This window comes from Kineococcus anabasis (assembly GCF_054590795.1).
The window spans coordinates 86,093-109,758 of record NZ_BAAIHU010000015.1; the positions used below are offsets into that span (position 1 = coordinate 86,093).

The 23,666-nt window shown below is 75.3% G+C and carries 26 protein-coding genes, 1 tRNA gene and 1 pseudogene; 13 read left to right on the forward strand and 15 right to left on the reverse strand.

The window, feature by feature from the left end; genetic code table 11:
• Nucleotides 1-28: 28 nt before the first annotated feature.
• On the reverse strand, nt 29-1,042 hold the full coding sequence (locus ACYQBY_RS21625) for a LacI family DNA-binding transcriptional regulator (RefSeq protein ID WP_459645969.1): 1,014 nt from the start codon (nt 1,040-1,042) through the stop codon (nt 29-31).
• A gap of 124 nt (nt 1,043-1,166) precedes the next feature.
• On the opposite strand from ACYQBY_RS21625, the gene ACYQBY_RS21630 reads away from it, so the two are divergent.
• From ACYQBY_RS21630 to ACYQBY_RS21670, 9 genes are all read left to right on the forward strand, one after another.
• The gene (locus ACYQBY_RS21630; protein ID WP_459645970.1) at nt 1,167-2,474 is read left to right on the forward strand and encodes an extracellular solute-binding protein; all 1,308 of its coding nucleotides are present in this window, start codon (nt 1,167-1,169) and stop codon (nt 2,472-2,474) included.
• Between the two features lie 11 nt (nt 2,475-2,485).
• Entirely contained in the window at nt 2,486-3,454 is a 969-nt protein-coding gene (locus tag ACYQBY_RS21635) for a carbohydrate ABC transporter permease (RefSeq protein WP_459645971.1), read from the forward strand.
• Nucleotides 3,451-4,353: a carbohydrate ABC transporter permease gene (locus ACYQBY_RS21640; RefSeq protein ID WP_459645972.1), complete on the forward strand. Its 903-nt coding sequence runs from the start codon at nt 3,451-3,453 to the stop codon at nt 4,351-4,353. Before ACYQBY_RS21635 ends, ACYQBY_RS21640 begins: the two co-directional genes overlap by 4 nt.
• A gap of 139 nt (nt 4,354-4,492) precedes the next feature.
• Nucleotides 4,493-6,019 (forward strand): arabinosylfuranosidase ArfA, encoded by a 1,527-nt coding sequence (gene arfA / locus ACYQBY_RS21645; protein ID WP_459645973.1) that lies wholly within the window; start codon nt 4,493-4,495, stop codon nt 6,017-6,019.
• A gap of 10 nt (nt 6,020-6,029) precedes the next feature.
• Nucleotides 6,030-6,974 (forward strand): glycosyl hydrolase, encoded by a 945-nt coding sequence (locus tag ACYQBY_RS21650; protein WP_459645974.1) that lies wholly within the window; start codon nt 6,030-6,032, stop codon nt 6,972-6,974.
• A 153-nt stretch (nt 6,975-7,127) separates the two neighbouring features.
• A complete protein-coding gene (locus ACYQBY_RS21655; protein WP_459645975.1) occupies nt 7,128-7,646 on the forward strand; it encodes an HNH endonuclease in 519 nt (172 codons plus the stop codon).
• 147 nt (nt 7,647-7,793) lie between these two features.
• Nucleotides 7,794-7,876 (forward strand) — tRNA-OTHER (locus ACYQBY_RS21660).
• A 29-nt stretch (nt 7,877-7,905) separates the two neighbouring features.
• Nucleotides 7,906-8,151: a hypothetical protein gene (locus ACYQBY_RS21665; protein WP_459645976.1), complete on the forward strand. Its 246-nt coding sequence runs from the start codon at nt 7,906-7,908 to the stop codon at nt 8,149-8,151.
• A gap of 83 nt (nt 8,152-8,234) precedes the next feature.
• Nucleotides 8,235-8,591 (forward strand): YciI family protein, encoded by a 357-nt coding sequence (locus tag ACYQBY_RS21670; protein ID WP_459645977.1) that lies wholly within the window; start codon nt 8,235-8,237, stop codon nt 8,589-8,591.
• A gap of 86 nt (nt 8,592-8,677) precedes the next feature.
• Here the strand turns inward: ACYQBY_RS21670 and ACYQBY_RS21675 are convergent, their stop codons facing one another.
• Nucleotides 8,678-9,166, reverse strand: coding sequence for a YfbM family protein (locus ACYQBY_RS21675; RefSeq protein ID WP_459646006.1), 489 nt, complete (start codon nt 9,164-9,166; stop codon nt 8,678-8,680).
• A gap of 126 nt (nt 9,167-9,292) precedes the next feature.
• Here ACYQBY_RS21675 and ACYQBY_RS21680 point away from each other — a divergent pair, with 126 nt between their 5' ends.
• On the forward strand, nt 9,293-9,955 hold the full coding sequence (locus ACYQBY_RS21680; RefSeq protein WP_459645978.1) for a pyridoxamine 5'-phosphate oxidase family protein: 663 nt from the start codon (nt 9,293-9,295) through the stop codon (nt 9,953-9,955).
• Here ACYQBY_RS21680 and pssA read toward each other — a convergent pair.
• From pssA to ACYQBY_RS21695, 3 genes are all read right to left on the reverse strand, one after another.
• A complete protein-coding gene (gene pssA, locus ACYQBY_RS21685) occupies nt 9,952-10,527 on the reverse strand; it encodes a CDP-diacylglycerol--serine O-phosphatidyltransferase (RefSeq protein ID WP_459645979.1) in 576 nt (191 codons plus the stop codon). The two genes, ACYQBY_RS21680 and pssA, sit on opposite strands and share 4 nt — an antisense overlap.
• Complete coding sequence (locus tag ACYQBY_RS21690; RefSeq protein WP_459645980.1) at nt 10,524-11,771, reverse strand: phosphatidylserine decarboxylase; 1,248 nt, start codon at nt 11,769-11,771, stop codon at nt 10,524-10,526. The genes pssA and ACYQBY_RS21690 overlap by 4 nt, the downstream gene beginning before the upstream one ends.
• A 111-nt stretch (nt 11,772-11,882) precedes the next feature.
• Nucleotides 11,883-12,788: a DNA/RNA non-specific endonuclease gene (locus ACYQBY_RS21695; RefSeq protein ID WP_459645981.1), complete on the reverse strand. Its 906-nt coding sequence runs from the start codon at nt 12,786-12,788 to the stop codon at nt 11,883-11,885.
• Nucleotides 12,789-12,952: 164 nt separating this feature from the next.
• On the opposite strand from ACYQBY_RS21695, the gene ACYQBY_RS21700 reads away from it, so the two are divergent.
• Nucleotides 12,953-13,774 carry an SGNH/GDSL hydrolase family protein gene (locus ACYQBY_RS21700; protein WP_459645982.1) on the forward strand — a complete coding sequence of 274 codons (822 nt, stop codon included), beginning with the start codon at nt 12,953-12,955 and terminating at the stop codon, nt 13,772-13,774.
• Nucleotides 13,775-13,824: 50 nt separating this feature from the next.
• On the opposite strand, the gene ACYQBY_RS21705 is transcribed toward ACYQBY_RS21700, so the two are convergent.
• Entirely contained in the window at nt 13,825-14,751 is a 927-nt protein-coding gene (locus ACYQBY_RS21705; protein WP_459645983.1) for a Rieske (2Fe-2S) protein, read from the reverse strand.
• Nucleotides 14,752-15,020: 269 nt separating this feature from the next.
• Between ACYQBY_RS21705 and ACYQBY_RS21710 the strand changes: the two genes are divergently transcribed.
• Nucleotides 15,021-15,746 (forward strand): hypothetical protein, encoded by a 726-nt coding sequence (locus ACYQBY_RS21710; RefSeq protein ID WP_459645984.1) that lies wholly within the window; start codon nt 15,021-15,023, stop codon nt 15,744-15,746.
• A gap of 22 nt (nt 15,747-15,768) precedes the next feature.
• Here the strand turns inward: ACYQBY_RS21710 and ACYQBY_RS21715 are convergent, their stop codons facing one another.
• Nucleotides 15,769-16,560, reverse strand: coding sequence for a SigB/SigF/SigG family RNA polymerase sigma factor (locus tag ACYQBY_RS21715; protein ID WP_459645985.1), 792 nt, complete (start codon nt 16,558-16,560; stop codon nt 15,769-15,771).
• 308 nt (nt 16,561-16,868) lie between these two features.
• On the opposite strand from ACYQBY_RS21715, the gene ACYQBY_RS21720 reads away from it, so the two are divergent.
• Nucleotides 16,869-17,873 carry an NAD-dependent epimerase/dehydratase family protein gene (locus ACYQBY_RS21720; RefSeq protein ID WP_459645986.1) on the forward strand — a complete coding sequence of 335 codons (1,005 nt, stop codon included), beginning with the start codon at nt 16,869-16,871 and terminating at the stop codon, nt 17,871-17,873.
• A gap of 97 nt (nt 17,874-17,970) precedes the next feature.
• On the opposite strand, the gene ACYQBY_RS21725 is transcribed toward ACYQBY_RS21720, so the two are convergent.
• The 8 genes and pseudogenes from ACYQBY_RS21725 to ACYQBY_RS21760 all read right to left on the reverse strand — a co-directional run bounded on the left by ACYQBY_RS21725 (nt 17,971) and on the right by ACYQBY_RS21760 (nt 23,613).
• Nucleotides 17,971-18,108 (reverse strand): hypothetical protein, encoded by a 138-nt coding sequence (locus ACYQBY_RS21725; RefSeq protein ID WP_459645987.1) that lies wholly within the window; start codon nt 18,106-18,108, stop codon nt 17,971-17,973.
• Between the two features lie 120 nt (nt 18,109-18,228).
• A pseudogene (locus ACYQBY_RS21730) lies at nt 18,229-18,297 on the reverse strand (hypothetical protein); the annotation flags it as partial.
• A gap of 49 nt (nt 18,298-18,346) precedes the next feature.
• Nucleotides 18,347-18,964, reverse strand: coding sequence for a histidine phosphatase family protein (locus tag ACYQBY_RS21735; RefSeq protein WP_459645988.1), 618 nt, complete (start codon nt 18,962-18,964; stop codon nt 18,347-18,349).
• A gap of 46 nt (nt 18,965-19,010) precedes the next feature.
• Nucleotides 19,011-20,084, reverse strand: a complete 1,074-nt coding sequence (locus tag ACYQBY_RS21740) for a YihY/virulence factor BrkB family protein (RefSeq protein ID WP_459645989.1) — start codon at nt 20,082-20,084, stop codon at nt 19,011-19,013.
• 189 nt (nt 20,085-20,273) lie between these two features.
• Nucleotides 20,274-21,218 carry a DUF3618 domain-containing protein gene (locus ACYQBY_RS21745; protein WP_459645990.1) on the reverse strand — a complete coding sequence of 315 codons (945 nt, stop codon included), beginning with the start codon at nt 21,216-21,218 and terminating at the stop codon, nt 20,274-20,276.
• On the reverse strand, nt 21,194-21,616 hold the full coding sequence (locus ACYQBY_RS21750; RefSeq protein WP_459645991.1) for a phage holin family protein: 423 nt from the start codon (nt 21,614-21,616) through the stop codon (nt 21,194-21,196). Before ACYQBY_RS21750 ends, ACYQBY_RS21745 begins: the two co-directional genes overlap by 25 nt.
• A complete protein-coding gene (locus tag ACYQBY_RS21755; RefSeq protein WP_459645992.1) occupies nt 21,613-23,082 on the reverse strand; it encodes a hypothetical protein in 1,470 nt (489 codons plus the stop codon). The genes ACYQBY_RS21750 and ACYQBY_RS21755 overlap by 4 nt, the downstream gene beginning before the upstream one ends.
• An 81-nt stretch (nt 23,083-23,163) precedes the next feature.
• Nucleotides 23,164-23,613, reverse strand: a complete 450-nt coding sequence (locus tag ACYQBY_RS21760; RefSeq protein WP_459645993.1) for a YsnF/AvaK domain-containing protein — start codon at nt 23,611-23,613, stop codon at nt 23,164-23,166.
• Nucleotides 23,614-23,666: the final 53 nt, after the last annotated feature.

The window sequence follows — 23,666 nt, forward strand, 5'->3', positions numbered from 1 at the left end:
CGGACGCCGCTTCTTCCTCCCGCCCCGCTCAGCCGCCGGTGCTCTCCCGCACGAGGAGGGCGTGGGGGGCGACGACGGTGCGCGGCGGGGACTCGTCGCCCCCGAGCCGGCGCAGCAGCAGGTCGAGCGCGGTCTCGGCGATGAAGGCGCGGTCGATGGCGACGGTGCTGAGGGTGGGGGCGGCGTAGGAGGCCTCGGCGATGTCGTCGACGCCGATGACGGCGACGTCGTCGGGCACGCGCCGCCCGTGCCGGCGCAGGGACCGCAGCGCCCCGAGGGCCATGACGTCGCTGGGGCAGAAGACCGCGTCGACGTCGGGGGCCCGCTCCAGGAGGAGGTCCACGGCCCGCTCGCCCTCCGGGCGGCTCCACTCGTCGGTGGCGGTGACCAGGCGGGGGTCGGGGCGGACCCCGGCCCGGCGCAGCGCCTCGCCGTAGCCGGTGAGGCGGTCGGTGGCGACGAGGTGGGGGTGCTCCCGCTTGGCGCCGATCATGGCGACGCGACGGCGACCGCGCTCCAGCAGGTGCGCGGTGGCCAGCCTGCCGATCTCGACGCTGTCGTTGGCGACGCGGTCGATGCCGGCGTCGCGGCCGTGCTCGCCGACGAGGACCGCCGGGGTGCGGTCGCGCCGGGCGGAGAGCTCGCTGTCGGGGAGGCCGAGCGGGCTGAAGATCAGCCCGTCGACCATGCGGACGGGGAAGCCGGCGGCCACCTCCTGCTCGCGCTCGACGTCGCCGCCGGTCTGCTCCACGAGGACGGTCAGGCCGCGGGAGCGGGCGGCGCTGACCAGGAGGGCGGCGAGCTCGGCGAAGTACGGGGAGTCCACGTAGGGCACGGCGAGGGCGAGCATGCCGGTGCGGCCGTGCCGCAGCTGCCGCCCGACGGCCTGGGGGCGGTAGTCGAGCCGGTCGATGACGGCGCACACGCGCTCGCGCATCTCCGGGCGCACGTGCGGGTGGTCGTTGACGACGTTGGAGACGGTCTTGATGGACACCCCGGCGGCCTCGGCGACGTCTCGCAGCGTGGTGGCACGGGGCGGCATGGGCCGGATTGTGGCACCACGCCCGGTGCGGACGGGAGATCCACGCCGGGACGGCGGAGGTGCTTGACCCGGGGACCGGTTGCGGGCATCCTCCGTTCCAACGTTGTAAACGAGGAGGTCGACGATGACCGCAACGTCCCGGCGCGCATTCCTGCGCGGCGCGGCGCTCGCCGGAGGTGCGGGAGCCGCAGGGCTGTCGCTCAGCTCGTGCGCGACACCCGTCACCGCTGCCGGCGGCGGCAGCAGCCTGCAGTACTGGAACTTCTTCGGCGGCGGCGACGGCGAGCGCATGATCGCGCTCGTCGACGCGTTCCGGCGCGAGCAGCCCCGGACCGACGTCACGGCCACCACCCTCGCCTGGGGCGCGCCGTACTACACCAAGCTCGCCATGGCCTCCGCCGGGGGACGCCCACCGGACATCGCCACCATCCACCTGTCCCGCCTGCCCACCTTCGCCGAGCACCTGCTCGACCCGTGGGACCTCGGCGAGCTGGGCCGCCTCGGCATCAGGCAGGAGGACTTCCCCGCCCCGCTGTGGGAGATGGCCAGCGCGGACGGGGACCTCTTCGCCGTGCCGCTGGACGCCCACCCGCTCGTGACGTTCGCGAACACCGACGTCTGCGCGAAGGCGGGGCTGCTCGACGCCGACGGCGGCCTGAAGCCGATCACCACCCCGCAGGCGCTCGTCGACGCGGCCAGGGCGTGCGCGGAGGTCACGGGCGGCGTCGGCGTGGCCTACCCCGCGGCCGACGGGTTCGTCACCTGGATGCTGTTCTGGACGCTGTACCGCCAGCTCGACGGCACGTTCGACCTGCCCCCCGGCGGCAGGGTCGGCGTGGACCGCGACAAGCTGCTGCAGGTCTTCGGGTTCCTGCGCGACTTCACCGACGGCGCGGCGGTCCCGAGGACGCTCGACGCGGCGAGCTCGATCGCGGTCTTCGGCGGCGGCGGGGCCGGGCTGTGCTTCACCGGCGACTGGGAGGTGACCACCTACCTGAACTCCGGCATCCCGTTCACGATGGTGCCCTTCCCCGCGGTGTTCGGTGCGGACCGCGTCCGCGCGGACGGCCACGCCCTCGTGCTGCCCCGGCAGATCAGCGTCGACGCCGGCCGCGAGAACGCCTACCTCTTCGTCGCCTCCGTGCTGAGGAACAGCCTCGGCTGGGCCGAGGGCGGGCACATCCCCGCCTACGGGCCCGTCGCCGACAGCCCGGAGTACCTGGCCCTGAAACCGCAGTCGAACATCAAGGACGTGGCCGACACGGTCGAGTTCGACCCGCTGGCCTACTTCTCCGGGTCGGGCTCGAACCTCATGACGCAGGCCGGGCAGATCCTCTTCTCGGTGCACTCCGGCACCGCGACCCCGGAGCAGGCGGCCGACCAGCTCGTCGCCTGGATGCAGAAGCAGCTCGACACCCCGAGCCCGGTCTGAGAGGAGCGACGATGGCCACCACCACGATCCAGTCGAACCTGCCCGCTCCGGTGACGACCGGCGGCCCCGCCGTGCGGCGCGGCCGGAGCCTGGCGACGAACCCGGGCGGCATCTGGTTCGTCCTGCCGTTCTTCGCCGTCTACGCCGTCTTCCTGCTCTGGCCGGTCGTCTACGGCTTCGGCATGAGCTTCTTCGACACCAGCCTCGCCCGGCCGGAGTCGGACTTCGTCGGCCTGGCCAACTACCGGGAGCTGTTCGCCGACCCGGTCGTGTGGCGCACCCTGGGCCACACCCTGCTGTTCACGGTGCTCAGCACCGTCCCGCTCGTGCTCGTGGCGCTGGTCATGGCGCTGCTCGTGCACAGCGGCGTGCGGGGCCAGTGGCTCTGGCGCTTCTCGTTCTTCGCGCCGTTCCTCATGCCCGTCGCCACGGTCGTGCTCATCTGGCAGTGGCTGTTCCAGAACGACTTCGGCTTCCTCAACGCCACCCTCGTCCAGCTCGGCCTGGAGCCGGTGGGGTGGCTCACCGAGGAGAGCACGGCCATCCTCTCGGTGGTGGTCCTCACGGTGTGGTGGACCGTCGGGTTCAACTTCCTGCTGTACCTGTCGGCGCTGCAGGCCATCCCGGAGACCGTCTACGAGGCCGCCGCGCTGGACGGTGCGGGCGGCTGGCGCCGGCTGGTGTCCATCACCCTGCCGCTGCTGAGCCGCACGACCGGCCTCGTCGTGGTGCTGCAGGTCCTGGCCTCGCTGAAGGTGTTCGACCAGATCTACATCCTGTGGCCGGGTGGCGGTGGCGGCCCGAACGCGGCGGCGGCGCCGATCCTGCAGTACGTCTACGACACCGGCTTCGTCAGCTACCGCCTGGGCTACGCCTCGGCCATCTCGTACATGTTCTTCGCCCTCATCATCGTGCTCTCGCTGGCGCAGCTGTGGATCAGCAACCGCCGCGGGGCGAGCCAGAAGGGAGGGGCGGCATGAGCACCCTCGCACCGCCCGCACCGCGGCGCGCGGCCGCCCGCGGCCAGGAGGACCGGCGCTCCGCCGCCCAGCGGCAGCCGCTGGCCGTGCGGATCGGGATCGCCACCGCCCTCGCCGTCGTGGCACTGCTGTGGCTGGCGCCGCTGCTGTGGGCGCTGGACACGTCCTTCAAGGCGGAGTCCGAGACGACCGCCGTCCCGCCCACCTGGATCCCCGAGAGCGGGTTCACCGCCGAGGCGTACCGCTCCGTCCTGGCCAGCGACGACCTCATCACCTGGTTCGTCAACTCCACGCTGGTCGCCGTGGCGGTGACGGTCCTGACGGTGCTGGTCTCGGCGCTGGCGGCCTACGGGTTCTCCCGCTGCGAGTTCCGCGGCCGTGGGGTGCTCCTGGCCCTGACGGTCGCCGGGATCATGGTGCCGCCGCAGATCCTCATCGTGCCCCTGTACCGGCAGATGATCGCGATGGGCCTGGTCGACACCTACTGGGGCGTGATCCTCCCCCAGCTCGTGGCGCCCGCGATGGTGTTCATCCTGAAGAAGTTCTTCGACGGCATCCCGCGGGAGCTGGAGGAGGCTGCCCGGGTGGACGGCGCCGGCTCGTTCCGGGTCTTCTGGCAGATCGTGCTGCCGCTGTCCCGCTCGATCCTCGCCGCCGTCGCGATCTTCGTCTTCATCGGCGCCTGGAACAACTTCCTGTGGCCGTTCATCGTCACGTCCAACCCGGACCTGATGACCCTGCCCGTCGGGCTGGTCACCGTGCAGAGCACCTTCGGCATCCGCTACGCCCAGGTCATGGCCGCGGCGATCCTGGCGGGCCTGCCCCTGATCATCGTGTTCATGCTCTTCCAGCGGCAGATCATCCGCGGCGTGGCCACCACCGGCCTGGGCGGCCGGTGACGCCGCGGCCGTGAGGACCGGCTCCGCCCCTTGACGTGGGCGGCTCGCGGCGGGGACCGTCCCGTCGGGAGCCGCCCACCACCACGTCCGGCCGGCCCGGCAGACTGCAGAAGTCCGAGATCCCTCCGGAAGGACCCCCGTGCGCAACGCCCGACTGACCCTGGACCCGGCCTTCACGGTCGGTCCCGTCCCGCACCGCCTCTTCGGCTCCTTCGTGGAGCACATGGGCCGCTGCGTCTACACCGGCATCTACGAGCCCGGCCACCCCGCCGCCGACGAGCGCGGCTTCCGCACCGACGTGCTGGAGATGGTCCGCGAGCTCGGGCCCACGGTCGTGCGCTACCCCGGCGGCAACTTCGTCTCCGGCCACGACTGGGAGGACTCCGTCGGCCCCCGCGAGAGCCGGCCCCGGCGCATCGACCGCGCGTGGCGCTCCGTGGAGACCAACCAGTTCGGCCTCGCCGAGTTCGACCAGTGGGCGCGCGCCGCCGGCACCGAGCCCATGATGGCCGTCAACCTCGGCACCCGCGGCCTGCAGGACGCCTGCAACCTGCTGGAGTACGCCAACCACCCGGGCGGGACGAAGTACTCCGACCTGCGCATCGCCCACGGCACCCCGGACCCCCTCGGGATCAAGCTGTGGTGCCTGGGCAACGAGATGGACGGCCCCTGGCAGGTCGGGCACAAGACGGCCCACGAGTACGGCCGCATCGCCGCCGAGACCGGCCGCGCGATGCGCCTCGTCGACCCGGACATCGAGCTGGTCGCCTGCGGCAGCTCCTCCCGGGCGATGTCCACGTTCGGCGCGTGGGAGAGCACGGTGCTGGAGGAGTGCTACGACACCGTCGACTACGTCTCCTGCCACGCCTACTACGAGGAGGACCAGGACGGCGACATCGGCAGCTTCCTCGCCAGCGCCGTGGACATGGACGCCTTCATCGACGAGGTCGTCGCCACGGCCGACGCGGTGCGCGCCCGGGGCAAGCACAAGAAGCGCATCAACATCTCCTTCGACGAGTGGAACGTCTGGTACATCTCCCGCCCGCACCACGCCCCCAGCGCCAAGCCGTGGGACGTGGCGCCGCGCGTCATCGAGGACGAGTACTCGATCACCGACGCCGTGGTCGTGGGCACGCTGCTGAACTCGCTGCTGCGCCACGGCGACCGCGTGACGGTCGCCTGCCAGGCGCAGCTCGTCAACGTCATCGGCCTGCTGCGCAGCGAGCCGGGCGGCCCGGCGTGGAAGCAGACCATCGCGCACCCCTTCGAGCAGGTCCGCCGCCTCGCCACCGGGGACATCCTCCAGGTGCAGACCTCGGGCGACAGGTACGAGTCCGCGAGGTACGGCGACGCGCCGGTCGTCGACGCCGCCGCCACGCACGACCCGGAGACCGGGACGGTGGCGCTGTTCCTGGCCAACCGCGACGTTGAGCAGCCCGCCCGCGTCGAGATCGGCCTGCGCGGCTTCGGCGTCCGGCGGGTGGTGTCCGCCACGACCCTGCACGCCGGCGAGGGCCAGGACCGGCACACCACCAACAACCAGGAGAACCCGCAGGCCGTCACGCCGCGGGCGCTGGAGGACGTGACGATCACCGACGGGAACGCGACGGTGGTGCTGCCGCCGCTGTCGTGGAGCGTCGTGCGGTTCGCCGGCACCCCGGCCTGAGGGGCGGACCGTGGTCGCCCCCCTCTTCCGCGACCCCGTCCACGACGGGGCGGCCGACCCGGTGCTGGTCTGGAACCGGGGGACGTCCGAGTGGTGGCTGGTCTACACCAACCGCCGCGCGGACGCCCCCGGCCCGGGCGTGGCCTGGGTGCACGGCACGGACCTCGGCTACGCCACCTCCCGCGACGGGCGGGAGTTCACCTACCGCGGCACGCTGCAGGGTCTGCGGTTCGAGCCGGGCCGCAACACGTACTGGGCGCCGGAGATCCTCCGGCGCGGCGACCGCTACCACATGTTCGTCAGCTACGTGCCGGGCGTGCCGGCGGCCTGGCCGGGCCACGAGCGCACGATCCACCACTGCACCTCCGCGGACCTGCTCACCTGGGAGCACCACGGCGAGCTGCCCCTGTCGTCGCGGTACTGCATCGACGCGTGCGTGGTGGAGCTGCCGGGCGGGGGTTTCCGGCTCTGGTACAAGGACGAGGCCGCGGGCAGCTCCACGTGGGCGGTGGACTCCGACGACCTGACGACGTGGCGGGACCCCCGGCCGGTGATCACCGGGGAGGGGCACGAGGGACCGAACGTGTTCCGGTTCCGGGGTTGGTGGTGGATGCTCGTGGACGAGTGGTGCGGGCAGGGCGTGTACCGCTCGGAGGACCTGGAGGCGTGGCGGCGCACCGGCCGCATCCTCGACACCCCCGGCTCCCGCCCCGACGACGGGCGCTTCGGGCTGCACGCCGACGTCGTGGTGCAGGGCGCCGGGGCGGACGAGCGGGCGTTCGTCGTGTACTTCACCCACCCCGAGCGCGACGAGTCCGGCGGGGTGGGGACGTTCGACGAGCAGGGGTACCGCCAGCGGCGCTCCTCGGTGCAGGTCGCCCCGCTGGACGTGGTGGACGGGGCGCTGGTGTGCGACCGGGACCGCGACGACGTGGTGCTGCTGCCGGGCGGCTGAGGCACACCGCCGGCACGCGCGGGCGGGAAACCCGTTGCGCCGCGGGGGTGCCGCTGGGCACCCTCGTGGCCGTCCCGCGGACCGCGCGGGGCCGGGGCCCGGGCACCGCCCGCCCCGCCGCGCGCTCCGCCGTCGACCGGGAGGTGACCCGCCGTGCGTCCCGTCCTCGTCCTCAACGCCTGCGGCACCGTCCTGCACGCGGTCGAGTGGCAGCGCGCCGTCACCCTGCTGCTCACCCTGGACGCGGCCGGCCGGCCGGTGGCGGTCGTCCACGAGGCGGAACCGGAGCGGCTGGTCCGCTCCCCCAGCACCTCCGTGCCGTGGCCGCGGGCGGTGCGCCTGACGCGCTGGGTCCACGTGCCCGCCACCCCGGCGCGCCGCTCCGCGCTCGCGAGCCGCCGGGCGGTCCTGGAGCGGGACCGGCACACCTGCGTCTACTGCGGCGCCCGCGCCCGCACCGTCGACCACCTGCTGCCCCGCAGCCGCGGCGGGCCCGACACGTGGGAGAACCTCGCCGCCTGCTGCGAGGCGTGCAACACCGCCAAGGCGGACCGCACGCCGCAGGAGGCGGGCATGCGGCCGCGGTGGACGCCGTGGCGGCCCGACGCCACCGTGGCGGTGCAGCGGCAGGTGTGGCGCCGCCTCGGCGGCGCCGCGGCGCTCCCGGGCTGAGCGCGCCGCCCTCCCGACCCGCGAGCCGAGCCGGACGAGCCGCTCCCCACGCCAGGGAGCCCCCGGCGCGCTACCGGCGGCCCGGCCCCACCGTCCTCGCGCAACGGGGCTGCCAGCCGCCCGGCCCGGACCCGGGCCGGGCGGTGACGTGGTGTGCAGGAACTGGCGGCGGCACGGGGACGAACGGGCCCTGTGCCGCCGGTAGGCGGGTTCGACTCCCGCCACCACGACGTGTCCGGGCACCGGGCAGGATGGGCCCGTGGCCGTCACCGCCCGGAACTCCCTGCCCGTCGCCGTCCTCGGGGTGCTGCTCGTCCTCGCCGGTGCGGTGTTCCACAGCGCCGCCGCGTACCGCGCGGCGAACCGCGACCAGACCGCGTCGTGGCCGGAGTTCCTGGAGTGGGGCGCGATCCGGTGGGCCGCGTGGGCCGCGCTCGCCGGCGGTGCGTGGCTGGTCGTCCTCGCGCGCGGCGCGCGGCGGGGCACGGGCACCGGGGAGGCCTGAGGGGTGCCGCGGGCGCGCCGGCCCGCTGTCGGTGCCGCACGGTAGGACCGTTCCGGACGAGCCGGTCCCAGGAGGGAGCCACCGTGGCCCAGTACGCCGTTCTCATCTACGCCGACGACTCCGCCCACGCACCCCGGGCCCCGGCCGCCGACACCGCGTCGTGCGACGCGCACGCCGGCGAGCTGGAGCAGGCCGGCTCGATGCTCGTGGCGTACGCGCTGACGCCCCGCGACACGGCGGTGTCGCTGCGCGCGGGCTCCACCACCGAGGGGCCGTTCACCGGCCCGGGGCCGGTCGTCGCCGGTTTCTACGTCCTCGAGGCGCCCGACCTCGACGCGGCGCTGGCCGTCGCCGGCACCAACCCCGTGCTCCGCGAGGGCGGCGGCGTGGAGGTGCGACCGGTCCACAGCGGTGGCGTGGTGGCACCCGCGGGCGGCTGACCGATGACGGGTCGGACTGGAGGCCTCAGTTCTTCCGATGGGGAACGCCGTACCGTGCCGCGCCCGGTCGCCGGTGCGGGCCACCGTCAGGTGAGCGGGAGCAGCACCGCCCGGCCGTCGGCGGCCGCGGCGAGGGAGAAGCGCCGCAGCGCGTCGTGGTGCGGCGCGAGGTACTCGTCGAAGACCTCGGGGCCCTCGTCCCAGATCTCCGGGTACACCTCGGCCGCCGCCATCGCGCCGGGGTCGAACCGGGCGCGCAGCATCTCGGCGTCGAGCGGTTCCAGCCCGGCGGCGACCGCGTGCACGGCCTCCGCGGTGAGCAGCCTGGCCGGGCCGTACCCGTTGTCCCCGCCGACGTCCTCGCCGCCGAGGACCGCGGCGGCGGCGCCCTCGCCGACCTCCCACGCGGAACCGGCGAGCAGGAAGTGGATGCCGTGCCAGGCCAGGTCCAGGTCCAGCTCGGGGTCGTCCCCGTCGTCCCCGTCGCCCCCGAAGAGCAGCGAGGCGGCCACGTCCGGGTCGTCCCCCAGCCTCTGCAGTTCCTCCGGCGACAGCGTGCGCCCGACGAGCACCATGCCCACGAGACGGCTCCTCCCGGCCAGCGCGCCGGACGGGGACCGGGCGCTGCGGGACAGTCGACCAGCACCGTCCCGGCCGGAAACCGGCTGCGGCCGCGGGGTGCCCGCTGGCAGGGTGCCGCCGTGGAAACCCTGCCCCTGGACGAGCGCACCCGCATCCGCCGCAAGGCCGAGCGGCAGGTGCTGGACATCGCGGCGCTGCACGCGGTGCTGGACGGGGCGCTCGTCGCCTCCGTGGGTCTCGTGCGCGACGGCGAGCCGCTGGTGCTGCCGATGGCCGTGGCCCGCGATGGCGGGACCCTGCTGCTGCACGGGTCCAGCGGCGCGGGGCTGTTCCGCGACGCCGCCACCGCGCAGGGCCTGCCCGTGTCGGTGTGCGTGACGCACCTGGACGGGTTGGTGTTCGCGCGCTCGGCGTTCGCCACGTCGATGAACTACCGCAGCGCCGTGGTGTCCGGCCTCGCCCGGGTGGTGCCGCCCGGGGAGCGCGAGGCGGCCCTGCGGGTGCTCAGCGAGCACGCCGTACCGGGCCGGTGGGACGAGGTGCGCCCACCGACGCACCGGGAACTGGCGGCCACGGAGGTGCTGCGCGTGCCGCTGGACCGGGCGTCCGTGAAGGTCCGCGCGCACGGCCCCTCGGAGGACCCCGGTGACGGTGAGGACCACGCGGTGTGGGCGGGCGTCCTGCCCCTGGCGGTGACCGCGGGGGTTCCGCGGCCGTCGCCGCTCACCCCGCCCGGCACCCCGGTGCCCGCCTCGGTGCTGCGCTCCCCCGCCGCGCCCTAGCGGCGCGGCGGGAGCCTGCGCGCCACGGCCGGCAGGACCCCGGTGGCCCAGCGCAGGCTCACCACCGCCCGCGGGAACGGCACCGTGCTGATCATGAGGACGCTCGCGGCGAGCGCCATCGTCAGGGCCAGGGCCACGTCAGGCCCGCCGAGCACCGCGAACATCACCGTGACCCCCGCGACGGGGATCGGGACGCCCACGAAGTGCCCGCGGTCCTTGACGAGCGGGAAGCGGGCCAGCCGCCACGCCCCCGCGAGCAGGAACGCCAGGCAGGCCGCCAGGCCCACGCCGGGCAGGGCGTGCAGGGACGTCAGGTACAGCGACATCGCGGGGACGACGCCGAAGGAGACGAGGTCGGCGAGGGAGTCGAGGGTCGCCCCGAACCCGTGGTCCTCCCCGCCGCGGCGCGCGAGGGGGCCGTCGAGGACGTCGAAGACGGCCCCGGCCGTCACGAGCACGGCCGCCGTGACGGCGTTGCCGTCCAGGACCGCCAGCAGCGCCAGGAAACCGGCCGCCAGGTTCGCGCTCGTGAGGGCGTTGGCGGGCGTCACGAGGTCGCGCGAGGGCGTCATCCGTGGTCGCGGTAGCGGGCGAGCGGGGTGATCCCGGCGCGCACCCGGTCACCGGCCCGCACGAGCACGTCCGCGCGGTCCACCGGCAGCAGCACGTCGGTGCGCGAGCCGAGGTGGATGACCCCGAGGCGCTGCCCGGCCTCCAGCCGGTCCCCCGGCGCGGCCCACGTGGTGATCCGGCGCGCGATCATCCCCGCGATCTGCACGACGACGACCCGGCCGGCCGGCCCGTCGAGGGCGGTGCGGGTGCGGGTGTTCAGGTCCGAGCCGGTGGCCAGCGCCGGGGCGAAACGGCCCCGCACCGCCTCGACCTCGGCGACCTCGCCGGCGACGGGGCTGCGCTGGACGTGCACGTTGTGCAGGTTGAGGAAGGTGGAGATGCGCGTCGCACGCCCCGCGGGCATCCAGGGGTCCGCCACGGACTCCTCCACGTGGGTCACCACACCGTCGGCCGCGGCGTAGACGACGCGCGGGTCGGGCGTCAGGGGGCGCTCGGGGTCGCGGAAGAACAGGCCCAGCAGGCCGCCCGCGCCGAGGGCCGCCCACCCCGCGCGCCGGCGCGCCAGGAGCAGCCCGGCGCCCACGGCACCCGCGGGGACGACGTAGCGCCGTGCCTCGGACCAGGTGCGGGAGGTGAGGGCGAACTGCGAGCCCCACGCGGGCCGCCCGGCCGCGCCGGCCGCCTCCGGGGTGCAGGTGAACAGGAACGCCGGGGGCACGTTGAGCAGCGACACGCGCCGCTGCACGTCGCCGAAGATCTGCCGCAGGTCCGCCAGGACCAGCGGGGAGTACTGCAGGACGAGGGCGACGCCCCGCGGCCCGAGCGCCTTGGGGATGCCCTCCAGGATGCGCCGGCGCAGCTCCGGCTCCAGCGACGTGAAGGGCAGCCCGGACACCACCACGTCGGCCTCCGCACCGTCGAGGTGGTTCTGCAGGTTCTCCGCGGAGTCGTTCACGACCTCCAGGCGGGGGTCGTCGAACCGCTCGGCCAGCAGCCGCGCGAGGTGCGGGTCGATCTCGACGGCCAGCAGCCGCGCGCCGGGGCGCAGCCGCGCGAGGATCTCGCCGGTGTAGACGCCCGTGCCCGGGCCGAGCTCGACGACGAGGTCGGCACCGGCGACGTCGGCCATGTCCAGCATGTCCCGCACGGCGTGCTGGGAGGTCGGCAGCACGGCCCCCACCCGCCGGGGGTGGGTGACGAAGGCCCGCAGGAAGCGCAGCCGATCCTCCAGGTGCCGTCTCATGCGTTCCCTCCCGAGCGTGCCGCGGCGTCCGTGCCCGGCGTCGGCAAGCACCATGGCACAGGTGGCGGCCCCGGCGAAGCGCGCCACGGCGCGCTCAGCTGGGAACGCTCCTCACCAGGAGATGTCGGCGGGCGTCGCCACCGGGCGCCACCCGGAGCCGGCGGCGGCGGGGACCACCTGCCGGTCCGCGCCCGCCAAGGGCCCGAGGTCCAGCCCGCTCAGCGCCGCCACGTCCCGCACCGGCACCTGGAAGGTCCGGAAGGGCGGCAGGTCCGGCACCCGCCGGGCCCGCACGAGCCCGGCCACGAGCGGGCTCTGGTCCAGGACGAACGCCGCGGCGGCGAGCTCCCCCTCCCGCCCGGCGCGCAGGTGGGCGACCACCTTGAAGAAGCGGCGCGGCAGCAGCACCCCGCGGTACTCCGGGTCGTCGTCGGCCAGGACGGGCCCGGTCACGACCACCAGGCGCCGGTCGTACGTGGCGGCGTGGTCCAGGACGTGGTCCTCCAGCCCGAGCCAGAGCTCCCCGGACTGGTTGAAACCGGCGTGCTGCGGGGCCGCGTTGGTGTAGCAGAAGGTGTCGGCGTTGGCCCGCGCCGCCTCCGCGGCCTCCCCCCACACCGGGTCGCGGCGCCGCACCAGGTGGCCGCGGTCGAGGTCGTTGCGGGCGTACACCTCCGGGCCGGTCTGCTGCCCCGCCGGCACCCGCGGGTCGAGCCACCAGCGGGACCCGGACCGCTCCACGTCCCGCAGCCGCGCCCCGTCGACCGCGGCGACGGTGGCCGCCGCCAGGCGCCGGTCCGGGCGCAGCACGACGGTGAAGTGCGTGTACGGCAGCACCACGACCTCCGGCGCCGAGGGGCCGGGCACGGGCAGCGGGAGCGGCAGCGGCGGGCCGGGCGCGAGGAAGGCGGGGTCGAAGCCGGTGCGCCCGCGCAGCTCGGCCTCCCCGGGCGGCTCCTGCGGCCGGGGCGCGCGGAGCGGGGCGCCGGGCGGCTGTGCGGTCGTCTCCTCGGTCACGGCCCCACTGTGGTCCCCGCCCCCGACAGCGCGCGCGGGCGCCACGGCGGGGACCCGGCGAAGGCACGGCGAACTCCGCGCGACGGCGAGGACCCGGTGAGCTCCGGGCGACGGGGGGCCACCCCGGGCGGCTCCAGGCGCCGGGTGGGCGGCACGATGGGCCCGTGGACGCCGAGCGGACGCCCGGACCGCGCGGTGCGGGCCCGCAGCCCCCGCGCCGCTACGTGGCCGTGGGCGACTCCTTCACCGAGGGCTTCGTCGACGTGGACGCCGCCACCGGTGGCTGGCGCGGCTGGGCGGACCGGCTGGCCGAGCACCTCGACGGCGCCGGCGCGCGGCCGCTGGAGTACGCCAACCTCGCCGTGCGCGGTCGGTTGCTGCCCGAGATCGTCGCCGAGCAGGTCCCCGCCGCCCTCGCGCTGCGCCCCGACCTCGTCAGCCTCGTGGGCGGCGGCAACGACCTGCTGCGCCCCGGTGCGGACCCGGACGCCCTGGCGGCGCTGCTGGAGGACGCGGTGGGCAGGTTCCGCGCGGGCGGCGCGCAGGTCCTGCTCGCCACGGGCGTGGACACCCGGATCGCCCCGCTGCTGCGGCGCAACCGCGGCCTGACGGCGGTGTACAGCGCCCACGTCTGGTCCGTCGCCCGCAGGCACGGCTGCGCGGTGCTGGACCTGTGGGGCCTGCGCGCCCTGCACGACCGCCGCTCGTGGGCGCCGGACCGCATCCACCTCACCTCCGCGGGGCACGAGCGGGTGGCGCTCGCGGCTCTGGAGGCGCTGGGGCACCCGCTGCCCGCGCGGGCGGTGGACTGGCGGGAGCCGCTGCCGCCCGCACCGGCGCCCGCGCGGCTGGCGTCGCTGTCCGAGGACGCCGCCTGGGTCCGGGAGTACGTCGTGCCCTGGGTGCGGCGCCGGCTGCGGCGGCGCTCCTCCGGCACCGGCCGGACCGGCAAGCGCCCCGAGGCGGCCCCGCTGCGGCGCACCTGACACGGCGCACCCGACGCGGCGCACCCGACGCGGGGGCCGCCCAGGGCGGCTCAGGCGTCGGGGACGGTGACGACCCGCGCCTGGACGACCCCGTCGACGATCCGGGTGTCGAACCGGGGCTGGTGGGAGACGGACGGGCCCCGCACCACCGAGCCGGCCTCCAGCTCGAACGCGCTGCCGTGCCAGGGGCAGACGAGGCAGTCGCGGCCGCGGACCTGCTCGACCTTCCCCTCGTGCAGCGGGCCGCCGAGGTGCGCGCACCTGTCGGCCAGGACGGTGACGTCCTGCGGGCCGCGGCGGACGAGCACCACGTCCACGTCCCCGCAGCGCCCGCGCACCGGCTGCCCGTCCACCAGCTCCGCCACCGGCATCAGGCGCTGCCAGTCGTGCGGGCCGCGGTGCGGCACCTCCTCGGCGTGGTTGGCGCCGACCGCCCAGCGGGTGGCCAGGTGCCCGCCGATGACGGCACCCAGGCTGGAGACGAGCGTGCCCGCGAGCCGCCAGCGCCGCCCGCTCGCGCCCCGGCCCCGCAGGTGCTTCACGACCCCCACGGTCACCAGCACCAGCGCCACCTCGTTCGTGGCGGCGTGCACCAGCCCCATGCGCTGCTGGTCGGAGTGCAGGTCGGCCCAGTCGGCCAGGCCGGCCGCGGCGGTGGGCAGCACGGCGACGGCCCCCACCCCGGCCAGCAGCGCGGAGGCGGAGCGGCGCGCCGGCGAGGGCGCCACGACGTCGACGACGTCGAGCACGGCGGAGCTGAGCCACGCCCCGACCGGCAGCATCGCCAGCGCCGGGTGCGCGGGATGGCCGAGGGGGACGCCGTGCAGGACGTCCCGGGCGGGGGCGGGGACCTTGTGGACGATGCCGGTCAGGCGCTCGGCCAGCGGGTCCAGGACGGTGAGCTCGGTGAGGCGGTCCAGCCAGTCACCGATCGGGGAGGCGCTGCCGGGGCGCGCGGTGCTCGTCTCAGTGGTCACCCTCCCCCAGTGACCCGGCCGCGCCCGGCGAAACGCAAGGCACACCTCACCACCGGTACCGCCACCGGGGGCGGACCAGGACACGGCCACCGGGACAGCCACCAGGACGGCACCGGGCGGGTTCGGCTACGTTCGTCGGGACGGTGGGTGGTGAGACCCGCCGGACAGCAGCCACCGGACGCCGCCGTCGTGCTCGGCCGGTTCCGGTGCCGGCCGCGGGGAGCGCCACCCATGAGCGCTGGGCAGGTCCACGACGACGGTGCGGGACGGTGAGCGCGCCGGAGGTCCGCGGCGCCCTCGTCGTCCTGGTCGTGCGGGCCGGGGACGAGGACCGCGAGGAGGATCTCGACGACTGCCTCACGCGGCTCGTGGCCGCCGCTGACGACGCCGCCGCCAGCGGGATCGCCGTCGTCCTGGTCGCCGCGCTGCCGGTCCCGCACGCCGCCTGCGCGGCGCTCGTGGAGCGGTGGCGGGAACTGGCGGCCACGCTGGAGTCGGTGACGGTCCGGGCCGTCCACGGGCCGGGGCGCGAGGCCGCCGCGGCGGGTCTGGCGGACCCGGCGCTGAGCGGCCTGGGGGGCGAGCGGGTGCTGGTGCTCAGCACCGACACGGGCAGCACGGTCGGCCGGGACTGGATCCTCGGCCACGCCGCCCACGTCACGGGCGGGGTGCTGGCCAGCACCGCCGCGGTGGTGCCCGCCGTGCGCGCCGGGGACCCGGCCTCGGCGGCCGCGCACGCCGTCGGCTCGAACCTGGCGGTGCGCGCGGACGCCTACCTCGCGGCGGGGGGTTTTCCGGGAACCCCCACCACGGGCACCTCCACCAACGGAACCTCCACCACGGGAACCGGTACGACGGGCACCGGCACGGTGGGCGGGGAGACGGAGGCGGAACTGCTGTGGCGTGCGGTGCGGCAGCTCGGCGGTCCCGTGTGCCACGCCCTCACGCCGCTGGTGACGTGCCGCGCCTACGGGTCCTCCGGCGCGCGACGGTGAACCGTGCCGGGCGGCGTGGGGGTCAGGCGGCCTCGGCGTCGAGCTGGCGCCGCAGCTTGGCGAGGACCTGCGTCAGCAGCCGCGACACCTGCATCTGCGTGACCCCGACGTCCTGGGCGATCTGCGACTGCGTCCAGCCCTGGTCGAACCGCAGGGACAGGATCCGCTTGTCCCGGGGGGAGAGCTGCCGCAGCAGCGGCCGCAGGCTCACGGAGTCCACGACGTGCTCCAGCTGCGGGTCCGGCGCGCCGAGCGTCTCCGCCAGCGAGAGCTCACCGGCGCTGTCGACCTGCTGGTCCACGGACCGCACGTGGTACAGCTCCACGCTCGCGAGGCACTCGGTGACCTCCTCGATGTCCACCTCCAGGTAGCGCGCCACCTCCGACACCGTGGGCGAGCGGTCCAGCCGCTGCACCAGGACCTCCTGCGCCGCCTCGACGCCGGCGCGCAGTTCCTGGATGCGCCGGGGCGGGCGGATGTCCCAGCCGCGGTCGCGGAAGTGCCGCTTGACCTCACCGGAGATGGTGGGGACCGCGTACGCCAGGAAATCCCTGCCGCGGCCGGGGTCGAAACCGTCCACGGCCTTCACCAGTCCGAGCAGCGCGACCTGCACCAGGTCGTCGACGCTCTCCCCCCGGCCGCGGTACCGCATCGCGATGCTCGTGGCGACGGGCATGTTCAGCCGGATCACCTCGTCCCGCAGGGGACGGCGTTCCTCGCACGAGGCGACTTGCGCCATCTCGGCGAGGAGACGCGCCGTCGCCTCCCGCCGCACGTCGGTATCCGACGTCGCCTGCACGTCCACCTCTGCCACCGGACCGCCCTCGCCGTGAGTCTGATCGCCGTCTCTCGACGGCCCCACGGCACCACGGGGCAGGGGGTCCCGCAACCCGAAACGGGCGCACGCCGGGCACACCGCGGCGGCACGCCGGCGGTGTCTGCGGTCGCCGCCCGGCGGATGGTGCGGGAGGCTTCTCCCGGCGGCCCTGCAGACCGGTCGATACCCCTCCGGGAGGGGTTCACACCCCGTCGCGGGCAGGATCGGCGACCCCTCGCGGGCTCGGCGGGGGCACCCCTCCCGGCCGCCTGGGTGAGCACGGGCGACCAGGGAGGACGTGCGTCATGCGGGTGGCCGTGGTGGGGGCGGGTGGCAACGTCGGCTCGGCGCTGCTGCGCCGCCTGTCGCAGGACCCCGGCGTCAGCGGGATCACGGGCCTCGCCCGGCACGTACCGGATTCCTCCGCGCCCGGCGTGCGGTGGGTCGCGGTGGACGTGGCGTCACCGGGTTCCGAACCGCGCCTGCGCCAGGCGCTCGACGGGGCGGACGCCGTGGTGGCCCTGGCATGGGGCATCCAGCCGGCACGCGACGAGGCGGCCCTGTGGCGCACGAACGTGGACGGCACGCTGCGGGTCCTGCGGGCCGCGCGCGACGCCGGCGCACGCCACGGCGTGTACGTCTCCTCGATCGGCGCCTACGCCCCCCGTCCCCCCGGCGACCCGGTGGCGAACGCCGTGGCGGAGGACCACCCCGTCACGGGCGTGCCGTCCTCGCAGTACAGCCGGCACAAGGCGTGGGTCGAGCAGGCGCTGCCCGGGTTGCGGAACGCGGGCGGGGTTCCGCTGGCGGTGCTGCGGCCGGGCCTGGTGTTCCAGCGGGGCGCGGGCGAGGAGGTGGCGCGCTACTTCCTCGGGAACCTGGTGCCGCGCGTGCTGCTGCGGCGCAGGGCGGTGCCGGTGCTACCGCTGCCGACGGACCTCGTCGTGCAGGCGGTGCACGCCGAGGACCTGGCGGAGGCGATCCACCTGGCCCTGCGCTCCCGCGCGGAGGGGGCGTTCAACATCGCCGCCGAACCGGTGCTGGGGCCGGCGGAACTGGCGCAGGCCCTGGGTGCGCGGCACGTCCCGGTGCCGCCGCGGGTGCTGCGGGCGCTGGCCGCCGCCACGTTCGGCGCGCACCTGCAGCCGACGGAGCCGGGCTGGGTGGACCTGGCGTTCCTCTCACCGGTGATGCGCACCGACCGCGCCCGCACGGAGCTCGGCTGGAACCCGCGGCGCAGCGCGACGGACGCGCTCGCGGAACTGCTCGACGGGATGCACCGCCGGAACCCGGACCGCCCGCCGCTGTGAGGCCCGGACCGGGACGGCGCGGCGCCCTGCCCCTGCCCGCGTGGGCCAGGGAGGGCGCCGGGGCGCGTCGGTCCGGCGCTGCCGGGCCCCAGGGAGCTCAGGCGTTGTCGTCGGCCTCCTCGGCCTCCGTGGCGAAGCCGGTGTCGTTCCCGTAGCCGTCCGCGGTGGGCGCCTCGGCGGCCCCGGCGGAACCGGCCTGGTGGTCACGTGCGGCGTCCTCGGGCTGGGTGCTCACGGGTTCCCCTCCTGCTCGTCCGGCGGGGCCGGAACTCCGGCACCCCGCGCCGCCGCAGGCGGCACCCCGATCGTGGTGCACGCCCGCGGCCCGCGCACCTCGGCACCGCGCACCCCGGCACCGCGCACCCCGGCACCGTGCACCCCGGCACCGTGCACCCCGGCACCATGCACCCCGGCACCGTGCACCCCGGCACCGTGCACCCCGGCACCGTGCAGCGGTCGTGGCCGGTGCGGGCTCATCCCGGGGCGGGCACGCTCCAGCGGCTCAGGACGGGCCGGCCGTGCTCACGGCCCAGTTCGGCCCAGCTCCCCGCGGCGAGCGCCAGGAGCCTGCCCGCGGCGGGTTCCAGGCCGAGCCAGCAGGCGGTGAGGACCCGCAGGGCGTGGCCGTGGCCGACGAGCGCGACGTGGCGGCCGGTGCGCTGCTCCTCGGCGACGGCGCGCTCCAGGACGCGGCGGCTGCGGCCGGCGAGCGCGTCGAGGCGCTCCCCGGGCGTGTCACCGGGGACCACGCCGTCCGTCCACACCGACCACTCCCGGCCGAGCCCCGCGGAGATCTCGGCGGTGGTACGGCCCTCGTAGCCGCCGTAGTCCCACTCCGCGAGGTCCTCCTCCACGCGGACCTCCACGGGCTCGCCGGCGCGGGCGGCGGTGAGCCCGGCGAGCTCAGCGGTGCGGCGGGCGCGGCGACGGGGGCTGGTGAGGACGACCCCGACGTCGAACGCGGCGAGGACCGGGGCCAGTGCTCTGGCCCGGTCCTCGCCGCGTCCGGTGAGGGGGAGGTCGGTGGTTCCGGTGTGCTGGCCGCTGAGGCTCCAGGCGGTCTCGCCGTGGCGGAGCAGGAAGATCGACACGGCCGGAACGCTAAGGCGCGTGCCGGCGCCGCGCGCGCCGGGCCCGTCAAGACTGCGAGCGCGCCTGCTTTCCCCGCAGGTCGGCGGTGCGGGAGCGCGGGCCGTTCTCCTGCGCCTCGTCCTCGTGGTCGCGCAGGTCGATGCTGCCGTCGGCCTTGACGTAGGAGTCGGCGGCCACCGCGTCGCGCTCGCCGAGGTCCTCGGGGTTGCCCTTGGTGGTGTCCTTCATGGTCTGGCGCTCGGCCTCGGCGTTGACCTCGGCGCCGAGCAGGATCGCGTAGCTGCAGATCCAGAGCCACACCAGCAGGATGACCACGCCGGCGGCGGAGCCGTAGTTCTTGGTGTAGGAGCTCTCACCGGCGATGGACATGTAGAGCGTGAAACCGATGGAGGCGACGACCGTCAGCACGGTGGCGACGATCGCGCCGGTGCTCGTCCACTTGAACTGCGGGGCGTCGCGGTCCGGAGCCATCCGGTACAGCACGCCGAGGGCGACGATCAGGACGCCGACGAGGAGGGCCCAGCGGACCGCGGCGACGAGGAGTCCGAGCCCGGTGCCGGAGAGACCCACGGCGTCGAGCACGGGCGGCAGGACGGCGACGAGACCGATCGCGAGGAGGAACACGACGATCGCACCGACGGTCAGCAGGAGGGCGGTGCCCTTCTTCTTGATGAACCCGCGGGTCTCGTCCTCGTCGTAGGCGGCGTTGATGGCGTCCATCATGTTCTGCACGCCGCTGGAGGCGCTCCACAGCGCCAGGGCGATGGCGATGACGGCGCTGAGGCCGGCGGCGGACTTGTTGTTCGCGATCGCCTCGGACTGGTTGAGGACGATCTCCTGCAGCGACGACGGGATCGCCGCGCCCAGACCGCTGATCTGGCGCTCGATGGCGGCGGGGTCGCTGAACAGCCCCCACAGCAGGAAGGAGGCGGTCAGGGCGGGGAAGAGCGCCAGGAAGGCCTTGAAGGCGACGCCGGCCCCGAGGAGCGGGACCATGTCGGACTTCGCCTCGGCCCAGGCGCGCTTGGTGATCTGCAGCCACCCCTTGGCGGGGATCTGCGTCGGCTTGCTCGCGTCGTGACCGGGGGCTGCCCCGGTGGTCTCCGGACTCCTGCTCATGCTCTTCGTCTACCCCGTAGACGCCCAACCCATGCCCCCGGCGGCCACATCGACCGGATGATCACCCGGACGCGCGAACACGCCCGCAGAACCGGGTTGCGGCCCGGGTGCGGACGTGGGAGAGCGCATGCGGGGTGGGAAGCCCACCCCGCACGCGCTGGACCGGATCCGGGGACCGGTCCGTGGTGCTCAGTACTGCGTGGTGCCGCGGACCTCGCCGGCCGCCTCCTGGCCGTGCTGCTGCACGGTGGACGCGGCGCCCTGTGCGTCGCTGCGCACGGTGGACGCGGCCTCCTGGCCGTGCTGCTGCACGGTGGACGCAGCCTCCTGGGCGTCGCTGCGGACCGTGGACACCGCGCCCTGCGCGTCCTCGCGGACGGTGGAGACGGCGCCCTGGGCGTCGCTGCGGACCGTCTCGGCGGCCCCCTGCGCGTCCTGCTTGACGGTCTGCGCGGCTTCCTGGGCGGTCTGCGCCACGGACTGCGCAGCCTCCTTGGCCTGCTCGCCGAGGCTGCTGCCGATCTCCTGGGCGACGGACTTCGCCTGCTCGGCGATGCCCTGGCCGTGCTCCTTGGCGGCGTCGACCGCCTTGGCGGCGACCTTTGCCTCGGTCTTCGTCGCCGGCAGCAGCGAGGAGACCAGCCAGCCGGCGCCGAAGGCGATGAGGCCGGCGGCGAGGGGGTTGCCCTGGGTCCGCTGACGGGCGGCCGCGGTGGCCTCCCCGGCGGAGGGGGCGTTCTCCCGGGCGGACGAGACGCGCTCGCCCACCGCGGAGAGCCGGTCCCCCACGGACCCGGTGACGGAGGAGGCGGCGCCCCCGGCGGAGGATCCCGCCCCGGAGAGCTTGTCCCCCACGGCGGAACCGGTGCCGGAGAGCTTGTCCCCCACGGCGGAACCGGCGCCCGTGACCTTGTCCTGCACGACGGAGAGCTTGTCGGAGGCCGAGGAGGCGACGTCGTGGGCGGTGCCCATGATGCGGTCCTTGACGCTGGTGACCGCACCCACCGCCTTCTCCTTCTGGCGCTGCGCGATGTTGCTGGGGCTCAGTCGCTGGGTGAGCTCGTCGAGGTCGGCCGTCAGCGAGCTGCGGGTCTCCTCGATGTCGCGCTTCAGCTCGTCGGGTGCTTCGCCCACTGCACGTCCTCCTTCAGGGTGATGGTGGTCTTCTCCAGCGGCGGCGGGACCTTCTTGAACTCCGCCTTGCCGCGCAGGGCCAGCACCGCGGCGACGACGGCCCACAGGACGGTCACGATGAGCGCCGACCAGCCGTAGCCGATCTGGCTGCCGATGGCGATGATGAGCAGCGCGGAGAGGCACATCAGGAACAGCAGGCCGGCGACACCGGCCCCTGCGAACATCCCCGCGCCCTTGCCGGCGTTCTTGGCGTCCTCGCGCAGCTCCGTCTTGGCGAGCTCCACCTCCTTGCGGACCAGCGTGGAGAACTCGTTGGTGATGCTGGCGACGATCTCACCGAGGGAGCGCTCGCCGTTCTGCTGCGTGCGCGGCTCCTCGACGGGGTGGGACCCGCTCACAGCTGCCCCCTGTTCGCCCCGCTGCTCGGGCCCTCGTGGGAGATCGACGGGACGTCGGACTGGATGTGGTGGGGAACGAGGTCCTCGTTCGGGTTGTCACCGGTGCTCGGCGGCAGGGTGGACCCGGCCGACGGGCTCTGCCAGCCACCGGTCGCGCCCGTGGTGGCCGACGGGTAGGTGCTGCCCGCGTAGGTCGAGGACACCGGCTCGGCCGCGGTGAGGTCCACCGTCTCGGCCCGCCCGGTCGAGGCCAGCCCCGGGGTCTGCCCACGCTGCCCGAGCGGTGCGTCGGGGACGCGGTCGGAGTTTGCGGTGGCGCTGCGGGTGGCGCGGCCGGCGAGGATGCCGGCGGCGACGGCGCCGAGGAGGAACGCCCCGGGGCGGCGGCGCGCGAAGGCACGGGTCTGCTCCAGCAGGTCCGCGGCCCCGTAACCGTCGAGGTGGGTGCTCCACGTCTGCACGCGGCCGCCGACCTGGCGGGCGATCTGCGCGGCGTAGCCGGAACGGCTGCTGGCGCCGGCCATCTCCTCCAGCTCCTCGGCGACCTCCTTCAGGAGGGTCGCGAGGCGGTCGCGCTGGCTCTCGCCCTGCTCGCTGATCTGGCGGCGCAGGTCCCCGAGGAGGTCGGTGGCGTGGGTGCGGACCTCGGCGACGACCTCGCCCGCCTGCTCCTTGGCGGTCTGGGCGACGGAGGCGGCCTGCTCCTTCGCGGTCCCGGCGACGGCGCTCGCCTGCTCCTTCGCGGTCCCGGCGACGGCGCTCGCCTGCTCCTTCGCGGTCCCGGCGACGGCGCCGGCCTGCTCCTTCGCGGTCCCCGCGACGGCGCTCGCCTGCTCCTTGGCCGTTCCTGCGACGGCGCCGGCCTGTTCCTTGGCCGTTCCGGCGGTCTGCGTCAAGCCGCTGCTCCCCTGTCCCGTGGTCTCCTGCTCGCCGGAGGCGTAACCCCCGCCGTAGGCGCGCTCGTATCCCGCCGCGCCGCTGGTGGTGCCGTACGTGGTCTCGGTGCCGTACGTGGGCTCGCCGTACGTGGTCCCGGGCGAGGCCGTCCCGGCGCCGCCGGTGGTCTCGCTGCCGTAGGTCGCGCCGGTGCCGTACTGGGTCGCGCCGTACTCGGTACCACCGGAGCTGGAACCGGCGGAGGCCGCCGTCCCGTACTCGGTGCCGCCGTACGTCGTGGTCCCGGAGTCGGTCCCGGTGCCGTAGGTGGTGGTGGCCCCGAACTCGGTCCGCACGCCGTACCCCGGGGCGGCGTCCTGCGCGCCCTCGGTGTCCTCGTCGGTGCGGGACTCGGCGACCGTGGCCTCGTGGGCGCCGGCCTCCGGCTCGGTGCCCTCGGGCTCCGGCTCACCGGAGCCGTAGCTCCCCGAGCTGTACCGGCCGGTCCCGTAGCCACCCGACTCGCCGGCCCCGTAACCACCGGTGCCGTAGCGGCCGGCTCCCGGATCTCCACTGGAGCTCGTCGACATGCTGTCCTCCTCGTCCTGCGTCGTCTCGTTCCCGTGCGTTCCGTCGTCCGCGCCCGTCTCCGGAGCGGTCCCGGTGTGCCCTCAGGGGCGCACCGGCGGGTTTCCCGGTGCGACACCGGGAAACCCAGCGCCCGCGGTTCCGTGCGGCAGCTCCTCGACCGTCACGTCGACCTCCTCGTGGCGCACCACGTCGGAGACGACCTGCGTACCGGTCACCTGCCGCACGCGGACCCGGACCTGCTCGGTGGGCCGGACCCGCAGGGAGACCTCGGGGACCTCCTCGTGCAGCACCAGGACCAGTTCCTCCGGCGGCTCCGCGGTCGCGGTCGCGTCGGCGTGCCCGGTGAGCGCCTCGTGCCGGACGACCAGCTGCTCGACGCGGACCGGGACCTCGAGGGTGCGGACCTCCGTGGTGATGCGCTTGGAGATCCGCACCCTTTCGCGAGGGATGCGGACGACGCTGTGCTGCAACCTCTCGGCCGACAGCACGATCTCGTGCTCGTTGCGGTCGGGGGTGTGCGGCGTGGTCATCCCGTCCTCCTCGCTGGGTCGGTCCCGGTCCCTGGTGGGGGCCCGGTGGGTGG